The organism is Streptomyces sp. NPDC094147 (assembly GCF_044764265.1).
Classification (GTDB): Bacteria; Actinomycetota; Actinomycetes; order Streptomycetales; family Streptomycetaceae; genus Streptomyces.
Genome location: NZ_JBIWHT010000001.1, coordinates 1,026,443 through 1,042,800 on the forward strand (window position 1 = coordinate 1,026,443; position 16,358 = coordinate 1,042,800).

12 protein-coding genes are annotated in these 16,358 nt (G+C 72.9%); 3 read left to right on the forward strand and 9 right to left on the reverse strand.

The features are described from left to right. Positions 1–2: 2 nt before the first annotated feature. The 5 genes from ACIQ8J_RS04610 to kdpF all read right to left on the reverse strand — a co-directional run bounded on the left by ACIQ8J_RS04610 (position 3) and on the right by kdpF (position 6,664). On the reverse strand, positions 3–1,175 hold the full coding sequence (locus ACIQ8J_RS04610; RefSeq protein WP_403264741.1) for a hypothetical protein: 1,173 nt from the start codon (positions 1,173–1,175) through the stop codon (positions 3–5). Positions 1,176–1,205: 30 nt separating this feature from the next. Continuing rightward, positions 1,206–2,789 (reverse strand): hypothetical protein, encoded by a 1,584-nt coding sequence (locus tag ACIQ8J_RS04615; protein WP_403264744.1) that lies wholly within the window; start codon positions 2,787–2,789, stop codon positions 1,206–1,208. Between the two features lie 189 nt (positions 2,790–2,978). Continuing rightward, on the reverse strand, positions 2,979–3,818 hold the full coding sequence (locus ACIQ8J_RS04620) for a DUF4118 domain-containing protein (RefSeq protein WP_403264746.1): 840 nt from the start codon (positions 3,816–3,818) through the stop codon (positions 2,979–2,981). Between the two features lie 63 nt (positions 3,819–3,881). Next, entirely contained in the window at positions 3,882–6,401 is a 2,520-nt protein-coding gene (locus ACIQ8J_RS04625) for an ATP-binding protein (RefSeq protein ID WP_403264749.1), read from the reverse strand. A 173-nt stretch (positions 6,402–6,574) separates the two neighbouring features. Beyond that, the gene (gene kdpF, locus ACIQ8J_RS04630; protein ID WP_399047899.1) at positions 6,575–6,664 is read right to left on the reverse strand and encodes a K(+)-transporting ATPase subunit F; all 90 of its coding nucleotides are present in this window, start codon (positions 6,662–6,664) and stop codon (positions 6,575–6,577) included. A 266-nt stretch (positions 6,665–6,930) separates the two neighbouring features. On the opposite strand from kdpF, the gene ACIQ8J_RS04635 reads away from it, so the two are divergent. Both ACIQ8J_RS04635 and ACIQ8J_RS04640 read left to right on the forward strand, forming a co-directional pair. Continuing rightward, positions 6,931–8,499: a Na+/H+ antiporter gene (locus ACIQ8J_RS04635; protein WP_403264753.1), complete on the forward strand. Its 1,569-nt coding sequence runs from the start codon at positions 6,931–6,933 to the stop codon at positions 8,497–8,499. 108 nt (positions 8,500–8,607) lie between these two features. After that, positions 8,608–9,159 carry a hypothetical protein gene (locus tag ACIQ8J_RS04640; RefSeq protein WP_403264756.1) on the forward strand — a complete coding sequence of 184 codons (552 nt, stop codon included), beginning with the start codon at positions 8,608–8,610 and terminating at the stop codon, positions 9,157–9,159. Positions 9,160–9,225: 66 nt separating this feature from the next. On the opposite strand, the gene ACIQ8J_RS04645 is transcribed toward ACIQ8J_RS04640, so the two are convergent. Then, the gene (locus ACIQ8J_RS04645) at positions 9,226–10,227 is read right to left on the reverse strand and encodes an aldo/keto reductase (RefSeq protein WP_403264759.1); all 1,002 of its coding nucleotides are present in this window, start codon (positions 10,225–10,227) and stop codon (positions 9,226–9,228) included. Positions 10,228–10,431: 204 nt separating this feature from the next. On the opposite strand from ACIQ8J_RS04645, the gene ACIQ8J_RS04650 reads away from it, so the two are divergent. Further along, a complete protein-coding gene (locus ACIQ8J_RS04650) occupies positions 10,432–11,703 on the forward strand; it encodes an aminotransferase class I/II-fold pyridoxal phosphate-dependent enzyme (RefSeq protein ID WP_403264762.1) in 1,272 nt (423 codons plus the stop codon). A gap of 114 nt (positions 11,704–11,817) precedes the next feature. On the opposite strand, the gene ACIQ8J_RS04655 is transcribed toward ACIQ8J_RS04650, so the two are convergent. From ACIQ8J_RS04655 to ACIQ8J_RS04665, 3 genes are all read right to left on the reverse strand, one after another. Next, positions 11,818–12,687 carry an ABC transporter permease gene (locus tag ACIQ8J_RS04655; protein WP_403264765.1) on the reverse strand — a complete coding sequence of 290 codons (870 nt, stop codon included), beginning with the start codon at positions 12,685–12,687 and terminating at the stop codon, positions 11,818–11,820. Continuing rightward, the gene (locus ACIQ8J_RS04660; RefSeq protein ID WP_403264767.1) at positions 12,684–15,305 is read right to left on the reverse strand and encodes an alpha/beta fold hydrolase; all 2,622 of its coding nucleotides are present in this window, start codon (positions 15,303–15,305) and stop codon (positions 12,684–12,686) included. The genes ACIQ8J_RS04655 and ACIQ8J_RS04660 overlap by 4 nt, the downstream gene beginning before the upstream one ends. Before the next feature lie 241 nt (positions 15,306–15,546). Next, positions 15,547–16,344 (reverse strand): maleylpyruvate isomerase family mycothiol-dependent enzyme, encoded by a 798-nt coding sequence (locus tag ACIQ8J_RS04665; protein WP_403264769.1) that lies wholly within the window; start codon positions 16,342–16,344, stop codon positions 15,547–15,549. Positions 16,345–16,358: the final 14 nt, after the last annotated feature.

Consider the following 16,358-nt stretch of genomic DNA (forward strand, 5'->3'; position numbering starts at 1 on the left):
CATCAGCGGGATTCGGGCTGCGTCCGCGTCTCGCGGACGTCGACGCCGAAGTGTTCGAGCACGGCCAGGAAGGCCGTCCGGTTGGGTATGCCGTTCGGCTCCCGCATCGCCTGGCGCCGCTCTCCGTCCCGGGTGTGTACGACGATGCCGCGCGGCCGCGCCGTCAGGTCGAACCGCGGCCCCACCTCGATGTGGTCCAACTCGGCCCAGGTCACCAGCTCGCGGCGTTTGACGAAGAGCAGCCAGTCGTGGAGGAGCAGGCCCTCGGGGGTGACGGCGGCCAGCTGGAAGTCGACCGTCCCGCCCTGCCGGAGGCGCTCCAGCATCCCGGGGAGCTGCGCCTGTGCGATCCTCGGATCCGCCAGGCGGACGAAGTGCGTCAGCGCCGTCTCCTCGGGGCCCAGGGCCCCGGCCATCATCCGGTGCCTTCTCCCCCGGTGCCAGAGGCAGTACCGGTACCCGAACCGGTACGTCGCGCCCTGATGGCGGACCCAGGAGAAGGAGTGATCGAACCTCTCGACCTCCTGCCATCGCACGGCGAACGTCCTCCCCCTGCCCGGCGCCAGGTGTGCGCGGTTCCCGTGGAAGAAGACGGCACCGTGCTCGTGGACGTGGACGGTCTCGTGCGGGACCCGCAGCACCGCGACCTGCGCGCCGAGCGATGCTCCGGCCGCCAGCCGCGCCGCGACAGGCGCCATGAGGGAGTCCTCGGCCTGCGGCCCGAGGTGGCGCCGCGTCTCTTTCGCCGAGCACAGCGCGATGCCCGTCACCGCGAGAGCGAAGACCGTTGCCGAACCCGCCAGCGCAGGCAGCCAATCCCTGGTGGAGAGCGAATCGTCGAACAATGCGGGGCCCAGCGTTCCGGCGACGCCGAGAGCGGCCACCAGGCTGACGAGGAAGAGGACGTTCTCGGCTCTGCCCAGCGCGCTCGGCCGGCCCCGCAGGATCGCGCGGCCGCTCCACAGCAGGTCCGTCCCCATGCCGAGCATCAGCAGGCACCAGACGAACAGGAGCGGGCCCACCAGCCACCGGTCTTTGCCGTGCCCGGGTTCCGCGTCGAGGATCCACAGCACGGTCCACCCGGCACCGAAGCCGCCGGCCGCGGCCATGGCCGCCCCGGCGAGCATCGCGAATCCGCCTGCCGCGGTGACCACTCCCGGGCGTACCGGACCCACCGTCCCCCCTTCCCCGCGGTGGACGCCCCGTCAGCGGAACTCGGCCAGCCGCGGCCGCAGCCCGAGAACGAGGAGCCCGGCCGCCAGGATCAGGGCGCCGGCGGCCGTGGACGCCTGGGTGCTGATGGCGTCCCGGCCGGTGGCGATCGCCGTTTCGTGGTGGGCGGCGTTGATCCCGGTCACCTGGTCCAGGGCCTTCATCCAGTCGCCGAAGTGGGCGTTGGAGGTGTCGGAGGACCAGCCGATGCAGAAGACCGTGGCCTCCTGGAGCTTTCCCTCGGCGACGAGCCGGCGGAAGGTCCGGTCGTCCTTCTGGTAGACGGCGTACGCCTCGACCGTCTTCTCCGCCGCCTCGCGCTCCCCGGCGAAGGTGATGTTGTCCAGCTCGCGCCGGTACTCGCCGGTGAACTGCTCGTCGCTGTGGTCGCGTTGATACGCCGACCAGGTCCCGGCCAGTTTCGCGTCGTACGTGGCGAGGCTCGCGCCTTCGAGCCCGTACAGCTGCTGCGACTTGTCGAAGAACGACTTCTCGTACGCGTCCCTGCGTGCGGCGTCCAGCAGGAAGCGGCTCTCGTCCGCGTTGGCGTCGTAGCCGATCGCCTTGGAGCGGGAGAGGGCGACCACCGAGTCGAAGGAGTCGTGGCGCGCGATCTTCAGCTGCTCCTCGGAGACCGTCAGGAGCCGGCTGCCGCACACCACCGCGACGACCGCGCACAGCGTGGCCGCGAGGAGCGCGGGGTTGAAGACGCGCCGGAAGCCGCGGGCGATGCGGACCTGGAGTACCGCCAGGACGACGAGCAGCAGCACCCCGAGGACGGCCTCGGTGACGAGCTGGACGGACAGGTCCGAGCGCGCGGCCTCGTACTCGCCCTCGTACACGGCGTTGTTGGCGTCCACGAGCCTGCGGGCCTGCGGCAGCAGGCGCTGCGCCAGGAGGTCGGTGGCCAGCCGGTAGTCGGCGCGGGCCGCGTCCTTGCCGCCGGGGTGCCCGTCGTTCTCCAGGGACCGGCCGATCAGCTCCTGGTAGTGCGCGAAGTCGTCGGTGAGGGCGACCACCGTGTCCTCGGTCGCCTTGTCGCCCTCGGAGGCGGCACCGAGGGTGCGCAGGGAGCCGCTGATGGTCTGCTGGGCGTCCCGGTAGAAGCCGCTCGCCTTGCTGTACGACTCGTCCAGGCGACCCCTGCCCGAATCGCCGCTGGACAGAAGGATGTTGGCGGCCTGGGCGTCCATGTCGTTGAGTGCCAGGTTGAGTTGCGTGGCCGCGACCGTGCGGGGTGCGGCGCGGTGCTGGATCGCGTCCCACGTGGTGGAGAGCCCGGTGGCCGCCACGGCGATCAGGACGACAAGTCCGGCGCCGAGCAGCAGGCACACCGCGCGGGCGAGCCGCAGCCGGCCCTGTGTGGTGGTCCAGTAGCGGCCGACGGCGTACCGGAAGAGACGGACCAGCCGGGCGACGGCGATGGGAGGCCGTCGCCCCGGCTGTCCGCTTCGCGGACCCCCTACGGACCGCTGCTCGGGAGTTCCCCCACGACGAACGTCCGGCGCGGGGTCTGGTTCAGCAGTCGACGGGGCCCCCGCTCCCTGACGCTGCCCGGCACCGGCGGTGACCGTCACTCGCCCTCCAACCTCGCGCCACGGGCCGCTCGTACGTTCCCGTGCGCTGACCATCATGTGGGGCAGAAGTTCGAGTGATCGCTTGTGTTGACGGGTCCCTGATGCCCAAGAGCCTTGGCTTAACGCCTACTTGACGGCCGGAAGCCGTCGGTCGTGTCCGGTCGGTCCGCGGTTGCGCCGGCCCGGTGTTCAGTCCTCCCGGACCGCGCCTTCCCCCGCCTCCGCCAGCGCCGCCCCGGCCTGCCCGGCGAGGGTCACCGCCACCAGCCGGGCCTGCAGCGGAACGACGTCGCCCGGCCCCGGCCTGAGCATGAACCGGCCGTAGTAGTGCCCCTTGCCGACGGCACGCAGCTCGATCTCCTGCCCCCGCGGCCAGCCGTGGCGCTCCACGTCCCACCGGGCACCGCGCGCCGTGGTGACCTCGCCGTCCTCTTCGAGGCCGGGCGGGTGGCCGAGAAGCGTTCCGTACTCGAAGCGGCAGCCGTCCAGGGCCAGCAGGTCGATGAGCTGGTCGCGGACGTGGGTGACGACGGCGTCCGCGGACGCGGCGTTCTGCGCGAGGCGGGCGGTTTCGTGGATGCGGGCGAGATGGCCCGCGTCGGTGACGGTGACGACCTTCAGGCGCCGGGCCCGCGCGGCGAGCTGCGAGACCGCGAGTCCGACCGCGAGCAGCAGGACGGCGGTGGTGATCTCGTCGCCGCTGGAGATGGTGAACCGCTCGTAGGGGCGGGTGAGGAAGAAGTCGAACCAGAGGGCCGAGGAGAGCGCGGCCAGTGCCCCCGCGCCGCGGTGCCCGTTGGCGGACACGGCCACCACGACCACCACGAGGATCAGTGCGAGGTTGGTGCTCGCCACGTGCGTACGCAAGGGCGTGAGAGCCGCGGCGACGGCGAGCGGACCGACGACGGCCGTCGCGAGCGCGAGCTGGTCGCGCGTCGGGCGGGAGATCCGTACGGGCCGGACGTACCGCCCCAGGGCCCCTGGCAGCGTGAAGCCGGACATGGCCACCTCCAGTGCTCCGCCTTCCACGATGCTCCCGCAGCGGGAAGACGGCTCACCGGCCGCGATTGTCCTGACGGACTCCTTACGCCCCTACGCGCCCACCGCTCCCCCGGCGCCGGCCTCGCCGGACACCCGCTGGTCGGCGGCGGGCAGCGACAGCACCATGGTCAGTCCGCCGCCCGGGGTGTCCTCGGGGGTGAGGGTGCCGGACATCGCCTCGGTGAGGCCGCGGGACAGGGCCAGGCCCAGGCCGACCCCGGTTGTGTTGTCGGTGTCGCCGAGGCGCTGGAACGGCACGAAGGCCCGCTCGCGTCCCTCGGCCGACAGGCCGGGCCCCCGGTCGATCACCCGTACCTCGACCCGGTCCGCGAGGGTGCTCGCGGTGAGCAGGACCGGTTCGCCCCGCGGGGTGTACCGGGCCGCGTTGCTCAGCAGGTTGGCGACGACCCGTTCCAGCAACGGCGGGTCGGCGAGGACCGCCGGGACGGCGTCCAGGCCCTGGATGTCCACCGGGGCCGCCCCCGGGGGCAGTGACTCCAGCGCGGTCGGCAGGACCTCCTCAAGGGCGGTGGCCCGCAGGCTCAGTTTGAGCGCCCCGGCCTGGAGGCGGCTCATGTCGAGGAGGTTGTCGATGAGCCGGCCCAGGCGCGTCATGGACTCGTCGGCGGTGGCGAGGAGCTCCTCGCGGTCCTCGTCGCTGAAGTCGACGTCGCGGCTGCGCAGCGAGGTGATGGCGGCCCAGCCGGCGGCCAGCGGAGTGCGCAGGTCGTGGCTGACCGCCGCGAGCAGCGCGGTGCGCATCCGGTCGGCGGCCTTCACCGGTTCGACCTCGGCGGCCACCTCCGCGAGCCGGGCCCGCTCCACGGCGACGGTGACGTGCGCGGCGAACGCGGTGAGCACCTTGCGTTCGGAGGACGGCAGCGTCCGGCCCCGCAGCACCAGGAAGGCATCCGGTCCCACCGGGACCTGCACGACGCCCGGGTCCGCGACGGGCAGCGGCACGAGCTCGGCCGAGTCCATGCCGAAGGTCTCTCTCGTACGTTCCAGGAGCGCCGGAATCGCCCGGTCGCCCCGCACGATCGAGCCGGCCAGCGAGGACAGGGTCTCCGCCTCGGCGGTGGCGCGGGCCGAACGGCGCGAGAGCCTCAGCGAGCGGTCCACGACGGCCGCGACGATCCCGGCGACCAGCGCGAACACCACCGTCACCAGCATGCTGTTGAGGTTCGTCGTGAACTGGCCGACCGGCGGGATGAACCAGTAGTTGAGGAGCAGCGAGGCCGTCACCGAGGCGACCACGGCGGAGACCACGCCCCCGACGCAGGCCACCCCGACGACCGTGAGCAGGAACAGGAGCGCCTCGCTGGTGAGGGTGAGCGTCCCCCTCATCTGCGCGAGCACGAAGGTCAGGGCGAAGGGCAGGACGAGACCGGACACCGGGCCCGCGATGAGGCGGGTGGTCGACAGGGTGCGCCGCCTCGACGCCAACAGCCGTCCCCGGCCCGCCCGTTCGTGGGTCACCATGTGCACATCGATGTCGTGGGAGAGCGACACGACGGTCTCCCCTATGCCGCGCCCGGTCATGAACCGCTCCAGCCTGCTGCGGCTGCTGGTGCCGAGCACCAGCTGCGTGGCGTTCTCGGCGCGGGCGAATTCGAGCAGCGCGGTCGGGATGTCGTCGCCGACCACCGAGTGGTAGCTGCCGCCGAGGCTCTCCACCAGGGCGCGCTGCCGGGCGAGGGCGGCGGCCGAGGAGCCCGCCGCGAGGCCGTCGCTGCGGGCGATGTGCACGGCCAGTACGTCGCCGCCGGCCGAGCGGTCGGCGATCCGGGCCGCCCGCCGGATGATGGTCTCGCCCTCGGGCCCGCCGGTCAGGGCGACGACCACCCGCTCGTGGGTCTCCCACACGCCGCCGATGCCGTGATCCGAGCGGTACTTCTGGAGTGCCTCGTCCACGCTGTCGGCCACCCATCGCAGCGCCAGCTCCCGCAGCGCGGTCAGGTTCCCCACCCGGAAGTAGTTCGCCAGGGCCGCGTCCACCTTCTCGGGCGCGTAGATGTTGCCGTGCGCCATGCGGCGGCGCAGCGCCTCGGCGGGCATGTCGACCAGTTCGATCTCATGGGCGCGGCGCACCACTTCGTCGGGGACGGTCTCCTGCTGGGGCACCTTGGTGATCTTCTCGACCACGTCGTTCAACGACTCGACGTGCTGGATGTTGACCGCGGTCACCACGTCGATGCCGGCCGCGAGCAGCTCCTCGATGTCCTGCCACCGCTTGGCGTTGCGGCCGCCCGGGATGTTGGAGTGCGCCAGCTCGTCGACGAGAGCCACCTGCGGGCGGCGCGCCAGCACCGCGTCCAGGTCCATCTCCTCGAACTTCCCGCCCCGGTAGGAGCGTTGGGAACGGGGAATCACTTCCAGACCGTCGAGCCCCGCCAGCGTGTGCCGCCGTTTGTGGCACTCCACGAACGCGACCACCACGTCCGTGCCGCGCCCGCCCCTCCGCCGGGCCTCGTCCAGCATCCGGTACGTCTTGCCCACCCCGGGAGCCGCCCCGAGGAAGACCTTCAGCCGACCCCGCCGTCCGGGCGGGACATCCGGCTCCACCACCACAGCACACGCCTCCTTGCGCAGAACGCGCGCCCCGGTCGCCGGGCAGGGGCCCTGCGCGACCGGGGGCGCGATGTGTGCTCCTGATCATCACCGGAGGTCGCCGGGCAGCACGACCGAGGCGTACGACCTTGATGTGTTCCTGATCCAACCGCGCTGCCGGAGGCCGGTGTTCGTCAGAACCGGTCCGGGTGGATCAGCGCGAACACCAGATAGCCGAGCAGGCATCCGGCGACGCAGAGTCCGACGATGTTCTCGAAGCTCACGGTCGTTCAACTCCCTGGGCCACGTGCGGCGGCTACGACTGGGGGCGCAGCGGTGGGCGCCCTTCCACCGAACCGCTTCCGGCGGTCAGGAGGCACGTGCCTTGACGCCTTCCTGTCGCGGGCCCGCACTTCATTGACGGCGCCTTGACGACGCACGGATCGACCGGCGTATCGACCGGCTTACTCGATAGGGTGAAGGCGGTGTGCCGGGAAGTCTGGTCGGCGTTGCGGGCCATACGGGCTCGCGTTTTGGTCCAGGGGGCGGCATGCGCGGCGTCGGTACGGTCTTGTTCCTCGTGGTGCTCGCCACGGTGGTGGCCACGGGCGCCCGCCGCTGGCGCATACCCGCGCCCTCGCTCCTGGTCGTCGCGGGTCTGGTCGTCGCGATGCTGCCGGGCACCCCCGCGATACACATCACCCCGGAGATCATCGGCCTCGTCGTACTGCCGCCCCTTCTGTACGCCAGCGCCGAGGAGATCTCCTGGCGCGAACTGCGCGTCGTGTGGAAGCCGGTGAGCATCCTCGCCATCGGCCTGGTCCTCGCCTCGGCCGCGGCCGTCGGTTACGTCGCCTCGGTGCTGACCCCGCTGCCCTGGCAGCTGGCGCTGGTCCTGGGCGCGGTCCTGGCCAGCACCGACCCGGTGGCGGTCACCGCGCTCGGCCGGCGCCTCGCGCTGCCGCCCAAGGTGCAGGTCCTGGTGCAGGCCGAGAGCCTGTTCAACGACGCCACCTCGCTGGTCCTGTTCAAGGTCGCGGTGAGCATCGCCGTCGCCGCCTCGGCCGTCTCCTGGGCGGGCGCGGGCGGCGAGTTCGCCCTGCTCGCGGGCGGCGGCACCCTGATCGGCGCGGCCGTCGCGGGCCTGGTCGTCCTGATCCGGCGGCGCACCGAGGAGCCGGTCCTGGAAACCGTGGTCGCGCTCGTCACCCCGTACGCGGCGTACGTGCTCGCCGAAGCGGCCCACACCTCCGGCGTGACCTCCGTGGTGGTGGCGGGCGTGGTCCTGGGCGGCAACTCCGACCGGCTGACCAGCGCCCGCATACGGCTCCAACTGCACGCCGTCTACGGCACGGTGGTCTTCCTCCTGGAGAGCGTGGTCTTCAGCCTCATCGGCCTCTCGCTGCCCGGCCTCATCCGCGAGCTGGGCGACGCCGACCGGCTCTGGCCGCTGTACGCCCTCGCACTCGCCGGGACGCTGATCGCGGTCCGGATGCTGTGGATCTTCCCGCTGTCCGCGCTGCTCCAGTGGAAGGGCGGCCAGCGCAAGACGAACTGGCGGGTCCCGGTGGTGCTGTCCTGGGCCGGCACCCGGGGCGTGATGCCGCTGGCCGCCGCGCTCTCCATCCCGGTCGCCGCCGCCGACGGCACCCTGCTCCCCGGCCGCCCCCTGGTCCTGGTCCTCACGACCTCGGTGGTGGTGGTCACCCTGGTCGTCCAGGGCTTCTCGCTGGCCCCCGTCGTACGCCGCTCGGGCATCGCCCTCGAACCCGACCGCACCGAACGCGAGGAGGCCCGCGCCCGGCTGAGCCTGGCCGACGCGGGGCTGCGCCGCCTGGACGAGATCTCCGAGCTGGAAGCCGTCCCCGAGGTGGTGGCCGACCGCCTGCGCCGCGCTCTGCTGGCACGCCAGGAGCACGCCCGTGAACGCCTCGACGACACCGACAACAGCCAGTCCGAGTCCGCCGACCACGTCTACCGCCAGCTGCGCCGCGACCTGATAGCGGAGGAGGCGGCCGAACTCCAGCGCCTCTACGACGGCCACCGCATAAGCGAGACCACCCGCCGCCGGCTCCAGCGCTCCCTGGACCTGGAGGAGGCACGGCTCACTGGCGCCTGACACCGGTGTGCCAGATGGGCGTCGCCGCGCACCCGTCCCGTTAGCGATCCATCAACGCCCCATCAAGGTGCGCCCGCCGGGGCCCGCGCCCCCTTACCGTCCCCATCCATGGAACGACGGACCGTCCGGAGCGCGGCGGGGCGGCCTTCGCGGGCGGCCGACGGCGCCGTGCACGACACCCGATGGGCCGGGGAGGCACGCTCGGCGGTGGGCTGCGCCGTGCTGCTGCTCTGCCTGCTGCTGGCCATCGACGCGGCGGCCGGCACGCTCAGCGTCCTGCGCACGCTGTTGTGGCTCGGCCTCGCCCTCCTGCTGTTCGTCGTGCTCTGGCCCGCCCGGGTGTCGGCGAGCCCGGGGCGCCTGGCCTCGCGCGGGCTGCTGCGACGGGCCGAGGTCCGCACCGACCGGCTCGTGTCGGTCCGCTGGTCCGACGGCGTCGCCCAGCGACTGGTACTGCGGGACATCGAGGGCAACCGCGCCGAGCTCGACCCGAAAGTGCTCGTCGCCAATCCCCCGCTGTGGCACGTACTCGACCAGGACGCCCGCACCAGCACCGACCGGGGCACGCTCCGCTGCGGCGAAACGGCCCTGCGCCAGATCGCGTCCCGCGTCGACAAGGAAACGGCGCAGACGGTGTTCAAGGTATCCGGGCTGGAATAGAACGTCGTTCACGGCCTGCGAGCCGCGAGGGACGCCCACCCCGCAGCGGCAAGCCGATCCGCACGGTCAGTGCCCCAGTCTCCCCAGCGCCCCCTCCGGGTACCGTCCCCCGGCCACCGCCCCCGCCGGGACCGCCCGGGTCAGCAGGGCCACCTGCTCCCGCGTCAGGGGCAGCTCGGCCGCCGCCGCGTTCTCCTCCAGATAGCGGCGCTTCTTCGTGCCGGGGATCGGGACGACGTCCTCGCCCTGGGCCAGCAGCCAGGCCAGAGCCGCCTGCGCGGGGGTGCGGCCGATCTCGGCCGCGACGCGCCGCACGGCGTCGACGAGGGTCAGGTTCTGCCCGATGTTCTCCTCGGCGAAGCGCGGCCAGCGCCTGCGGTTGTCCGTATCGTCCAGGTCCGCCGCCGAGGCGATGCCCCCGGTCAGCATGCCGCGGCCGAGCGGGCTGTAGGCCACCACCCCGATCCCCAGCTCCCGGCACACCTCCAGCATGGCCCCCTCCACGACGTCCCGCGTGAACAGGGAGTACTCCAACTGCACGGCGCTGATGGGGTGTTCGGCATGCGCCCGGCGCACGGTCTCGGCGCTGACCTCGCTCAGCGCGAGGTGCCCGACCTTTCCCTCCGCCACCAGCTCCGCCATCGCGCCCACCGTCTCCTCGACCGGAACCGAGGGGTCGCGGCGGTGCACGCAGTAGAGGTCGATCCGCTCGACCCCGAGGCGGCGCAGCGAGGCGTGGCAGGCGGTGCGGACGTACTCCGCCGAGGTGTCCACCTCGTTCACCCGGCCCGACACCGGGTCGTGGCGCAGCCCGAACTTGGTGGCCACCACCAGCCGGTCCCGCTCGGCCGCGCGCCGCCGCAGCCAGCGCCCGAGGAACTCCTCGTTGGCGCCCCGCCCGTACGCGTCCGCGGTGTCGAGCAGCGTGACGCCCAGCTCCAGCGCCCGGTCGAGCGCCCGCTCGGACTCCGCGTCGTCCGGGGTCCCGTACGCGATCGACATCCCCATGCACCCCAGCCCCACGGCCGAAACCGTCGGACCCCCGGTGCCCAGCTCGCGATACCTCACGTTGCGTTCAGCTCCCTTTCCGTCATGAACGGGGCGAAAGGACCGGCGATGCCGGGCCGGCAGGCGCCCCCGCCTCTCGATCATGGCGCCTCCCCCCACCGCCCCGGAAGCCCGTCATCCACCGCCCGGATGCCTCTTTGTAAGCTCGGCAGGGCGCATCCACCCATGCCGTTCCGCACGCGCGGCCCCGCGAGAGGACACACCATGACCACCGAGCTGAGCTCCGACGCCCTGGCCGGGCTCCTCGATCAGGCCCGGCAGGACTACGCGGCGCTGGTGGGCCGCGGTCTCAAGCTCGATCTCACCCGGGGCAAGCCGTCGCCCGAGCAGCTCGACCTCTCGGAGGACCTGCTCAGCCTGCCCGGCGGCCGCCACACCTCCGCCGACGGCACGGACCTACGGAACTACGGGGGACTGCAGGGGCTCGTGGAGCTTCGGGAGATCTTCGCCGACGTCCTCCAGGTGCCGGTCCCGCAGCTGCTCGCCGCCGGGAACTCCAGTCTGGAGCTCATGCACGACTGCATCGTGCACGCGCTGCTGAGCGCGCTGCCGGGCGCCGAGTCCCGCTGGGTGGACCAGGAGCGCATCGCGTTCCTGTGCCCGGTGCCCGGCTACGACCGGCACTTCGCGCTCTGCGAGCGGTTCGGCATCGAGATGATCCAGGTGCCGATGACCGACGAGGGCCCGGACATGGACGTCGTGGAGCGGCTCGTCGCCGAGGACGCGGGCATCAAGGGCATCTGGTGCGTGCCGAAGTACAGCAACCCGAGCGGCGTCAGCTACGGCGACGAGACCGTGGCGCGGCTGGCCCGGATGGAGACCGCCGCCCCGGACTTCCGGATCTTCTGGGACAACGCCTACGCCGCCCACCACCTGACCGACGAGCCCGTCGAGATCGCCGACCTGCTCGGCGCCTGCGCCACGGCCGGCCACCCCGACCGGGCCTTCGTCTTCGGCTCCACCTCCAAGATCACGGCGGCGGGCGCCGGCGTCGCCTTCTTCGGTTCCTCGCCCGCCAACGTGCGGTGGCTGCTCGCCAACAACTCCAAGCGCTCGATCGGCCCGGACAAGGTCAACCAGCTGCGCCACGTCCTGTTCCTGCGCGACGCGGACGGCGTACGGGCGCACATGGAGCGCCAGCGCGCCGTGCTCCAGCCGAAGTTCGAGACCGTCCGGCGGATCTTCGACAGCGAGCTCGGCGGCACCGGCCTCGCCACCTGGACGACCCCCGCGGGCGGCTATTTCATCACCCTGGAGGTCCCGGAGGGCTGCGCCAAGGAGGTCGTGGCGCGGGCCGCCGCGGCGGGCATCGCCCTGACCCCGGCCGGCGCGACGCACCCGTACGGCAGCGACCCGCGTGACGCCGCCATCCGCATCGCGCCCAGCTACCCGACGCTCGCCGAGCTGGAGCAGGCGATCCTGGGCCTGACGGCCTGCGTGCGGCTCGTGGGGTACGAGAAGCTCCTCGCCGCCTGATCCGTTCCGTACCCCGCCAGGACGGCGGCCGCCTTCGAGCACACCGTACGAGCCGATCGCCACCGGCTCGGCGGACTCGAAGGCGGCCGTCGTCGTCGCCGGGAACCGTCCCCGCTACGACACGATGTCCTTGCGCGCGAACCCCCGGAACGCCAGCGCGAACAGCACCAGCGCGTAGGCCACCGACACCGCCGAGCCCTTCAGCATGCCGCCCCATTCCAGGTGCGGCTGGAGCGCGTCGGCCCAGGCGAACTGCCAGTGCGCGGGCAGGAAGTCCCGCCAGCCGCCGAGCGCCGTCACCGCGTCCAGTACGTTGCCGACGATGGTCAGGCCCACCGCGCCGCCGACCGCGCCCAGCGGCGCGTCCGTCCGGGTGGAGAGCCAGAACGCGAGCCCGGCGGTGACCAGTTGGGAGACGACGACGAAGGCCACCGCGACGGCGAGCCTCGGCAGGGCGTCTCCTGAACCGAGTTGGCCGCCCGCCGGGATCTGCAACGGGCCCCAGCCGTAGGCCGCCGTGCCGACCGCGAGCGCGACCAGCGGCAGCAGCACGATCGCCGCCGCGCTGAACCCGAGCGCCACCGCCAGCTTGGACCACAGCAGCCGGGCCCTGGGCACCGGCGCCGCGAGCAGGTAGCGCAGCGAGGACCAGCTCGCCTCGGAGGCGACGGTGTCCCCGCAGAACAGCGCCACCGGCACCACCAGCAGGAAGCCCGCCGAGACGAACAGGCAGGTCGCGGCGAAGTTGGCGCCGGACGCGGTCGCCGTGTCCATCAGGGTGATCCGCCCGTTGCGGCTGCTCGGGCTGCCGCCGATCGCGAACGCGACGACCAGGACGAACGGCAGCGCGCCGAGCACCGCCCCCATCACCAGCGTGCGCCGGCGCTTCAGCTGCCGTACGGCCTCGACGCGCAGCGGCAGGGTGCGCCGGGCCCGGTAGCCGGGGGCCGTCTCGCCCGCCGGGGACTCCAACAGCGTGGTCATGCGGACCCTCCGATCAGGCTGAGGAACGCGTCCTCCAGGCGGCGGTGCGGGCCGATGCCGGTCAACGGCACGTCCAGGCGCACCAGTTCGGCGATGAGCGCGGCCGGACTCGCCCCGTCGAGGCGGACCAGCAGGCCCTCGTCGGTGCGCAGCGCGGAGCCGATGCCGGGCAGCGCGGCCACCTTGTCCGCGACCGCCTCGGCGACCGGTTCGGCGGTGGTGACGAGCAGCGTGTCGCTCTCGCCGGTGATCTCGGCGACCGGTCCCGCCTGCACGAGCCGGCCCCGGTCCATCACCACCAGATGCGTACAGGACTGCTCGACCTCGGACAGCAGGTGGCTGGAGACGATCACGGTGCGCCCGCCCGCCGCGTACCGGATCATCACGTCCCGCATCTCGCGGATCTGCGGCGGGTCGAGCCCGTTGGTCGGCTCGTCCAGGATCAGCAGGTCCGGCATGCCGAGCATGGCCTGGGCGATGGCGAGCCGCTGCCGCATGCCCTGGGAGTACGTCCGTACCGCGCGCTGGAGTGCGTCGCCGAGGCCCGCGATCTCCAGGGCGTCCTCGATGCGGGAGTCCTCGGCGGGGCGGCCGGTGGCCTGCCAGTACAGCTCCAGGTTCTCGCGGCCCGACAGGTGCGGCAGGAAGCCCGCGCCCTCGACGAACGCGCCGACCCTCGACAGGACGGGCGAGCCCGGCCTGATCGCGTGGCCGAACACGCGGATCTCGCCGCCGTCGGGCCGGATCAGGCCCATCAGCATGCGCAGTGTGGTGGTCTTGCCCGCGCCGTTGGGCCCGAGCAGGCCGAGCACCTGGCCCTTCTCGACGCGGAAGGACAGGTCCCGGACCGCGTACCTCTCGCTGGACTTGGCATACTTCTTGGTCAAGTCGGTGATCTGGAGCGGCACTTCGGCCAGCCCGGCATCGGGCTCCGGGGTGTGGGTGCGCCGGGTGACCAGGAGGGCCGCGCCGATGACGGCCCCGGCGAGCGGCAGACCCCACACCCACCAGGGCAGCCCCGCCGACGCGGTCCGCGCCGCGGGCACGGTCGGCACGCTCAGCCCGTCGCCGGCCAGCGACACGGTGTACGTGGCGGGCGCGGCCGGGGAGGCGAAGCCGAGGTCGGTGGCGGCCAGGACGAGGCGCAGCCGGTGGCCCGCCTCGACGGTGTGGTCGACGGCGGGCAGGGTCAGTTCGACGGTCCTGCCGTCCTTGGCTCCGTCGACCCGGACCGGGGCGACGAGCTGGGCGGGCAGCACCTGCTGCTTGCCGTCGGGGCCGACGTCGTACACCTTCCCGAACAGCACGGCGTCGTCGCCGCTCGACCTGACGTTGACCTTGACGGTCGGCGAGCCGGTGATGGCGACGCCGGTCGTCAGGGGTGCGGAGTCGAACTTCGCGTACTGGCCGGGAAAGTCGAGGGAGATGCCGACGCCCAGCGAGGACAGGCCGGACAGGCCCGCGCCGAGGCCGGGCACTGCGGAGATCGCGGGTGGCGCGCCGCCCGGCGGGTTGTCGAAGCTCTGCTCGCTGCCGGCGAGCGAGATTGTGCGGCGCCCGCTCTCCAGACCGGGATAGCTGCCGCTGCTCGCGCCCCTCAACTGGGCCGCGCCGTCAGTGGAGTTGATGCCTCCGGTACGGGTCACGCGGAACGCGGGCCCGGTGTCGGCGCTCTTGTCGCCCTTCAGATACCGGTCGAACCACTGGGTGACGCGGGCCTGGGTGCGGCCGGATTCGCGGTCGCCGCCGTCGTGGCCGCCCGCGATCCAGTCGACGGAGACCGGCGCGCCGTTGGCAGCGATCCGCTGCGCCATGGCGTCGGCCTGGCCGAGCGGGAACAGCGAGTCGGTCTGGCCCTGCATGATCAGCGCGGGCACCTTGATGCGGTCGCCCACGGCCGAGGGGCTCTTGGCGGCCAGGAGCTGCTCCGCCGCCTCGTCGGGCTTCCCGGCGGTCGCGACCCGCTCGTACATCGCGCAGAGCTGCGGCTCGAACGCCTTGCAGCCGCCGGCCGTGGAGACGAAGATCCCCGCCCAGAGCTTCTTGTAGACCCCGTTGGGGAAGAAGACGTCCGACAGGTTCCAGTACGTCATCTCCGGCGCGATCGCGTCGACCCGCTTGTCGTACCCGGCGGCGAGCAGCGAGATCGCCCCTCCGTAGGACACCCCGGTCACGCCGACGCGCGGGTCGCCGGGCGCGTCGAGGCGCACCTCGGGGCGTTTCGCCAGCCAGTCGATCAGCCGCGAGACGTCCTTGACCTCGGACTGCGGGTCGTTGAGCCCGATCTGCCCGGTCGACCTGCCGAAGCCGCGCGCCGACCACGTCAGGACCGCGTACCCGTCGCGTGCGAGTTGCTCGGCCTGGCCCCTCACCTCGTTCTTGCTGCCGCCGAAGCCGTGGCCGATCAGCACGGCGGGCCGCTTGTCCGATGCGCTGCCCGCCGTGAAGAACGAGGTGTCGATCTTCGCGCCGGGCATGTCGAGCACCCGGTCCTCGCGGTGCACGGCGGGTGCGCCCGAGGCGCCGGCGGCGCTCCAGACGCCGGCGCCGGCCAGGGCTGCGAGGGCGGCCGCCGCCGCGGCCACCCGCCAACGCCGTCTGCGGATGCTGATCTCCATCCCCCAACCGTATGCGCCGGGTCCGACAACCGAAGCTGCCGCTGGGTGGAAGTGCCTGGTGTACCCGGGGAGTACGGCCGCCCCGTCCCGTACCGCAGCGGGAGTAGTGAGGGCCCGAGGCGGAAGCCCCGCGGGAGACCACCGCGGGCGAGGCGACCGCGCCCAGCACCTGTTCGACGGCCCGGCGCGCGGGGAGCGGGCGGCCCGCTCCCCGGCCGCGCCGGGCCATGGAACGGAAGGGTCAGAACGCCGTCGCGGCCAGCCACTGGTCGAGGACGTCCGCGTCGCCGAGGACCTCGACGGCCGGGGTGTCGACGGGCAGCCGGCGATAGAAGACGCGCATCACATCGGTGAGCGGGCCGCGCAGGGCGACCGTCGCCTTCTCGTGCGCGCGGCGCCAGGTGACGCCCTCGTCCGCGAGCTCGATGAGCCACTCGGCGCCGGGCGCGTCCGTGGCGTGCAGGTGGATGGTCCGGCCGCCGCCGCGCAGTGCGTCCGCCGCCTTGCCGCCCCGGGCGGCCTGGATGAAGGCGATGATGCCGAGCCATTCGTCGATGGCGTCGGCCGCGACCTCGGGCGCCAGCCGGTACTCGGCGCCGGTGGCGCCCGCGGCGTCGGCGCGGTGGACGACGGTCTCGTGGGCCATCCGCCGCGCCCAGAACGCCGTGGTCGACTCCCCCACCCAGGTCCAGGTCGGCGCGTCGGGGCCCGCGTCCCGCAGGGCGCCGGCACACAGTTCGGCGCCCTCGGCCAACCAGGCGTCCAGCGCGGCCGGTTCGTCGCTCGCCGGCCCGTCGGCCCCCGGCACCTGCTCGCGGGGGAGCTGGGACGTGGCCTTGGTCCGTACGATCTCGGCGACCCAGCGATGGGCGCCGCTCACATGGACGGCGAGGTCCCGCAGGCTCCAGTCGGGACAGGTCGGCACCTTCGAGTTGAGGTCCGCACCGCTCAGGTGGGACCTCAACTCCTCGGTCTGGCACACTATTTCATCGCAGTAGACGGCGTGGTCCAGGTATCGGGTGGCATCCGGAACAGTCATGGACACCACCCTAG

Bases quoted from the DNA above. Each gene is read 5' to 3' on its own strand.
- ACIQ8J_RS04635 (WP_403264753.1), top strand. From the start codon at position 6,931: ATGCGCGGCGTCGGTACGGTCTTGTTCCTCGTGGTGCTCGCCACGGTG.
- ACIQ8J_RS04640 (WP_403264756.1), top strand. From the start codon at position 8,608: ATGGAACGACGGACCGTCCGGAGCGCGGCGGGGCGGCCTTCGCGGGCG.
- ACIQ8J_RS04650 (WP_403264762.1), top strand. From the start codon at position 10,432: ATGACCACCGAGCTGAGCTCCGACGCCCTGGCCGGGCTCCTCGATCAG.
- ACIQ8J_RS04655 (WP_403264765.1), bottom strand. From the start codon at position 12,687: ATGACCACGCTGTTGGAGTCCCCGGCGGGCGAGACGGCCCCCGGCTAC.
- ACIQ8J_RS04660 (WP_403264767.1), bottom strand. From the start codon at position 15,305: ATGGAGATCAGCATCCGCAGACGGCGTTGGCGGGTGGCCGCGGCGGCG.
- ACIQ8J_RS04665 (WP_403264769.1), bottom strand. From the start codon at position 16,344: ATGACTGTTCCGGATGCCACCCGATACCTGGACCACGCCGTCTACTGC.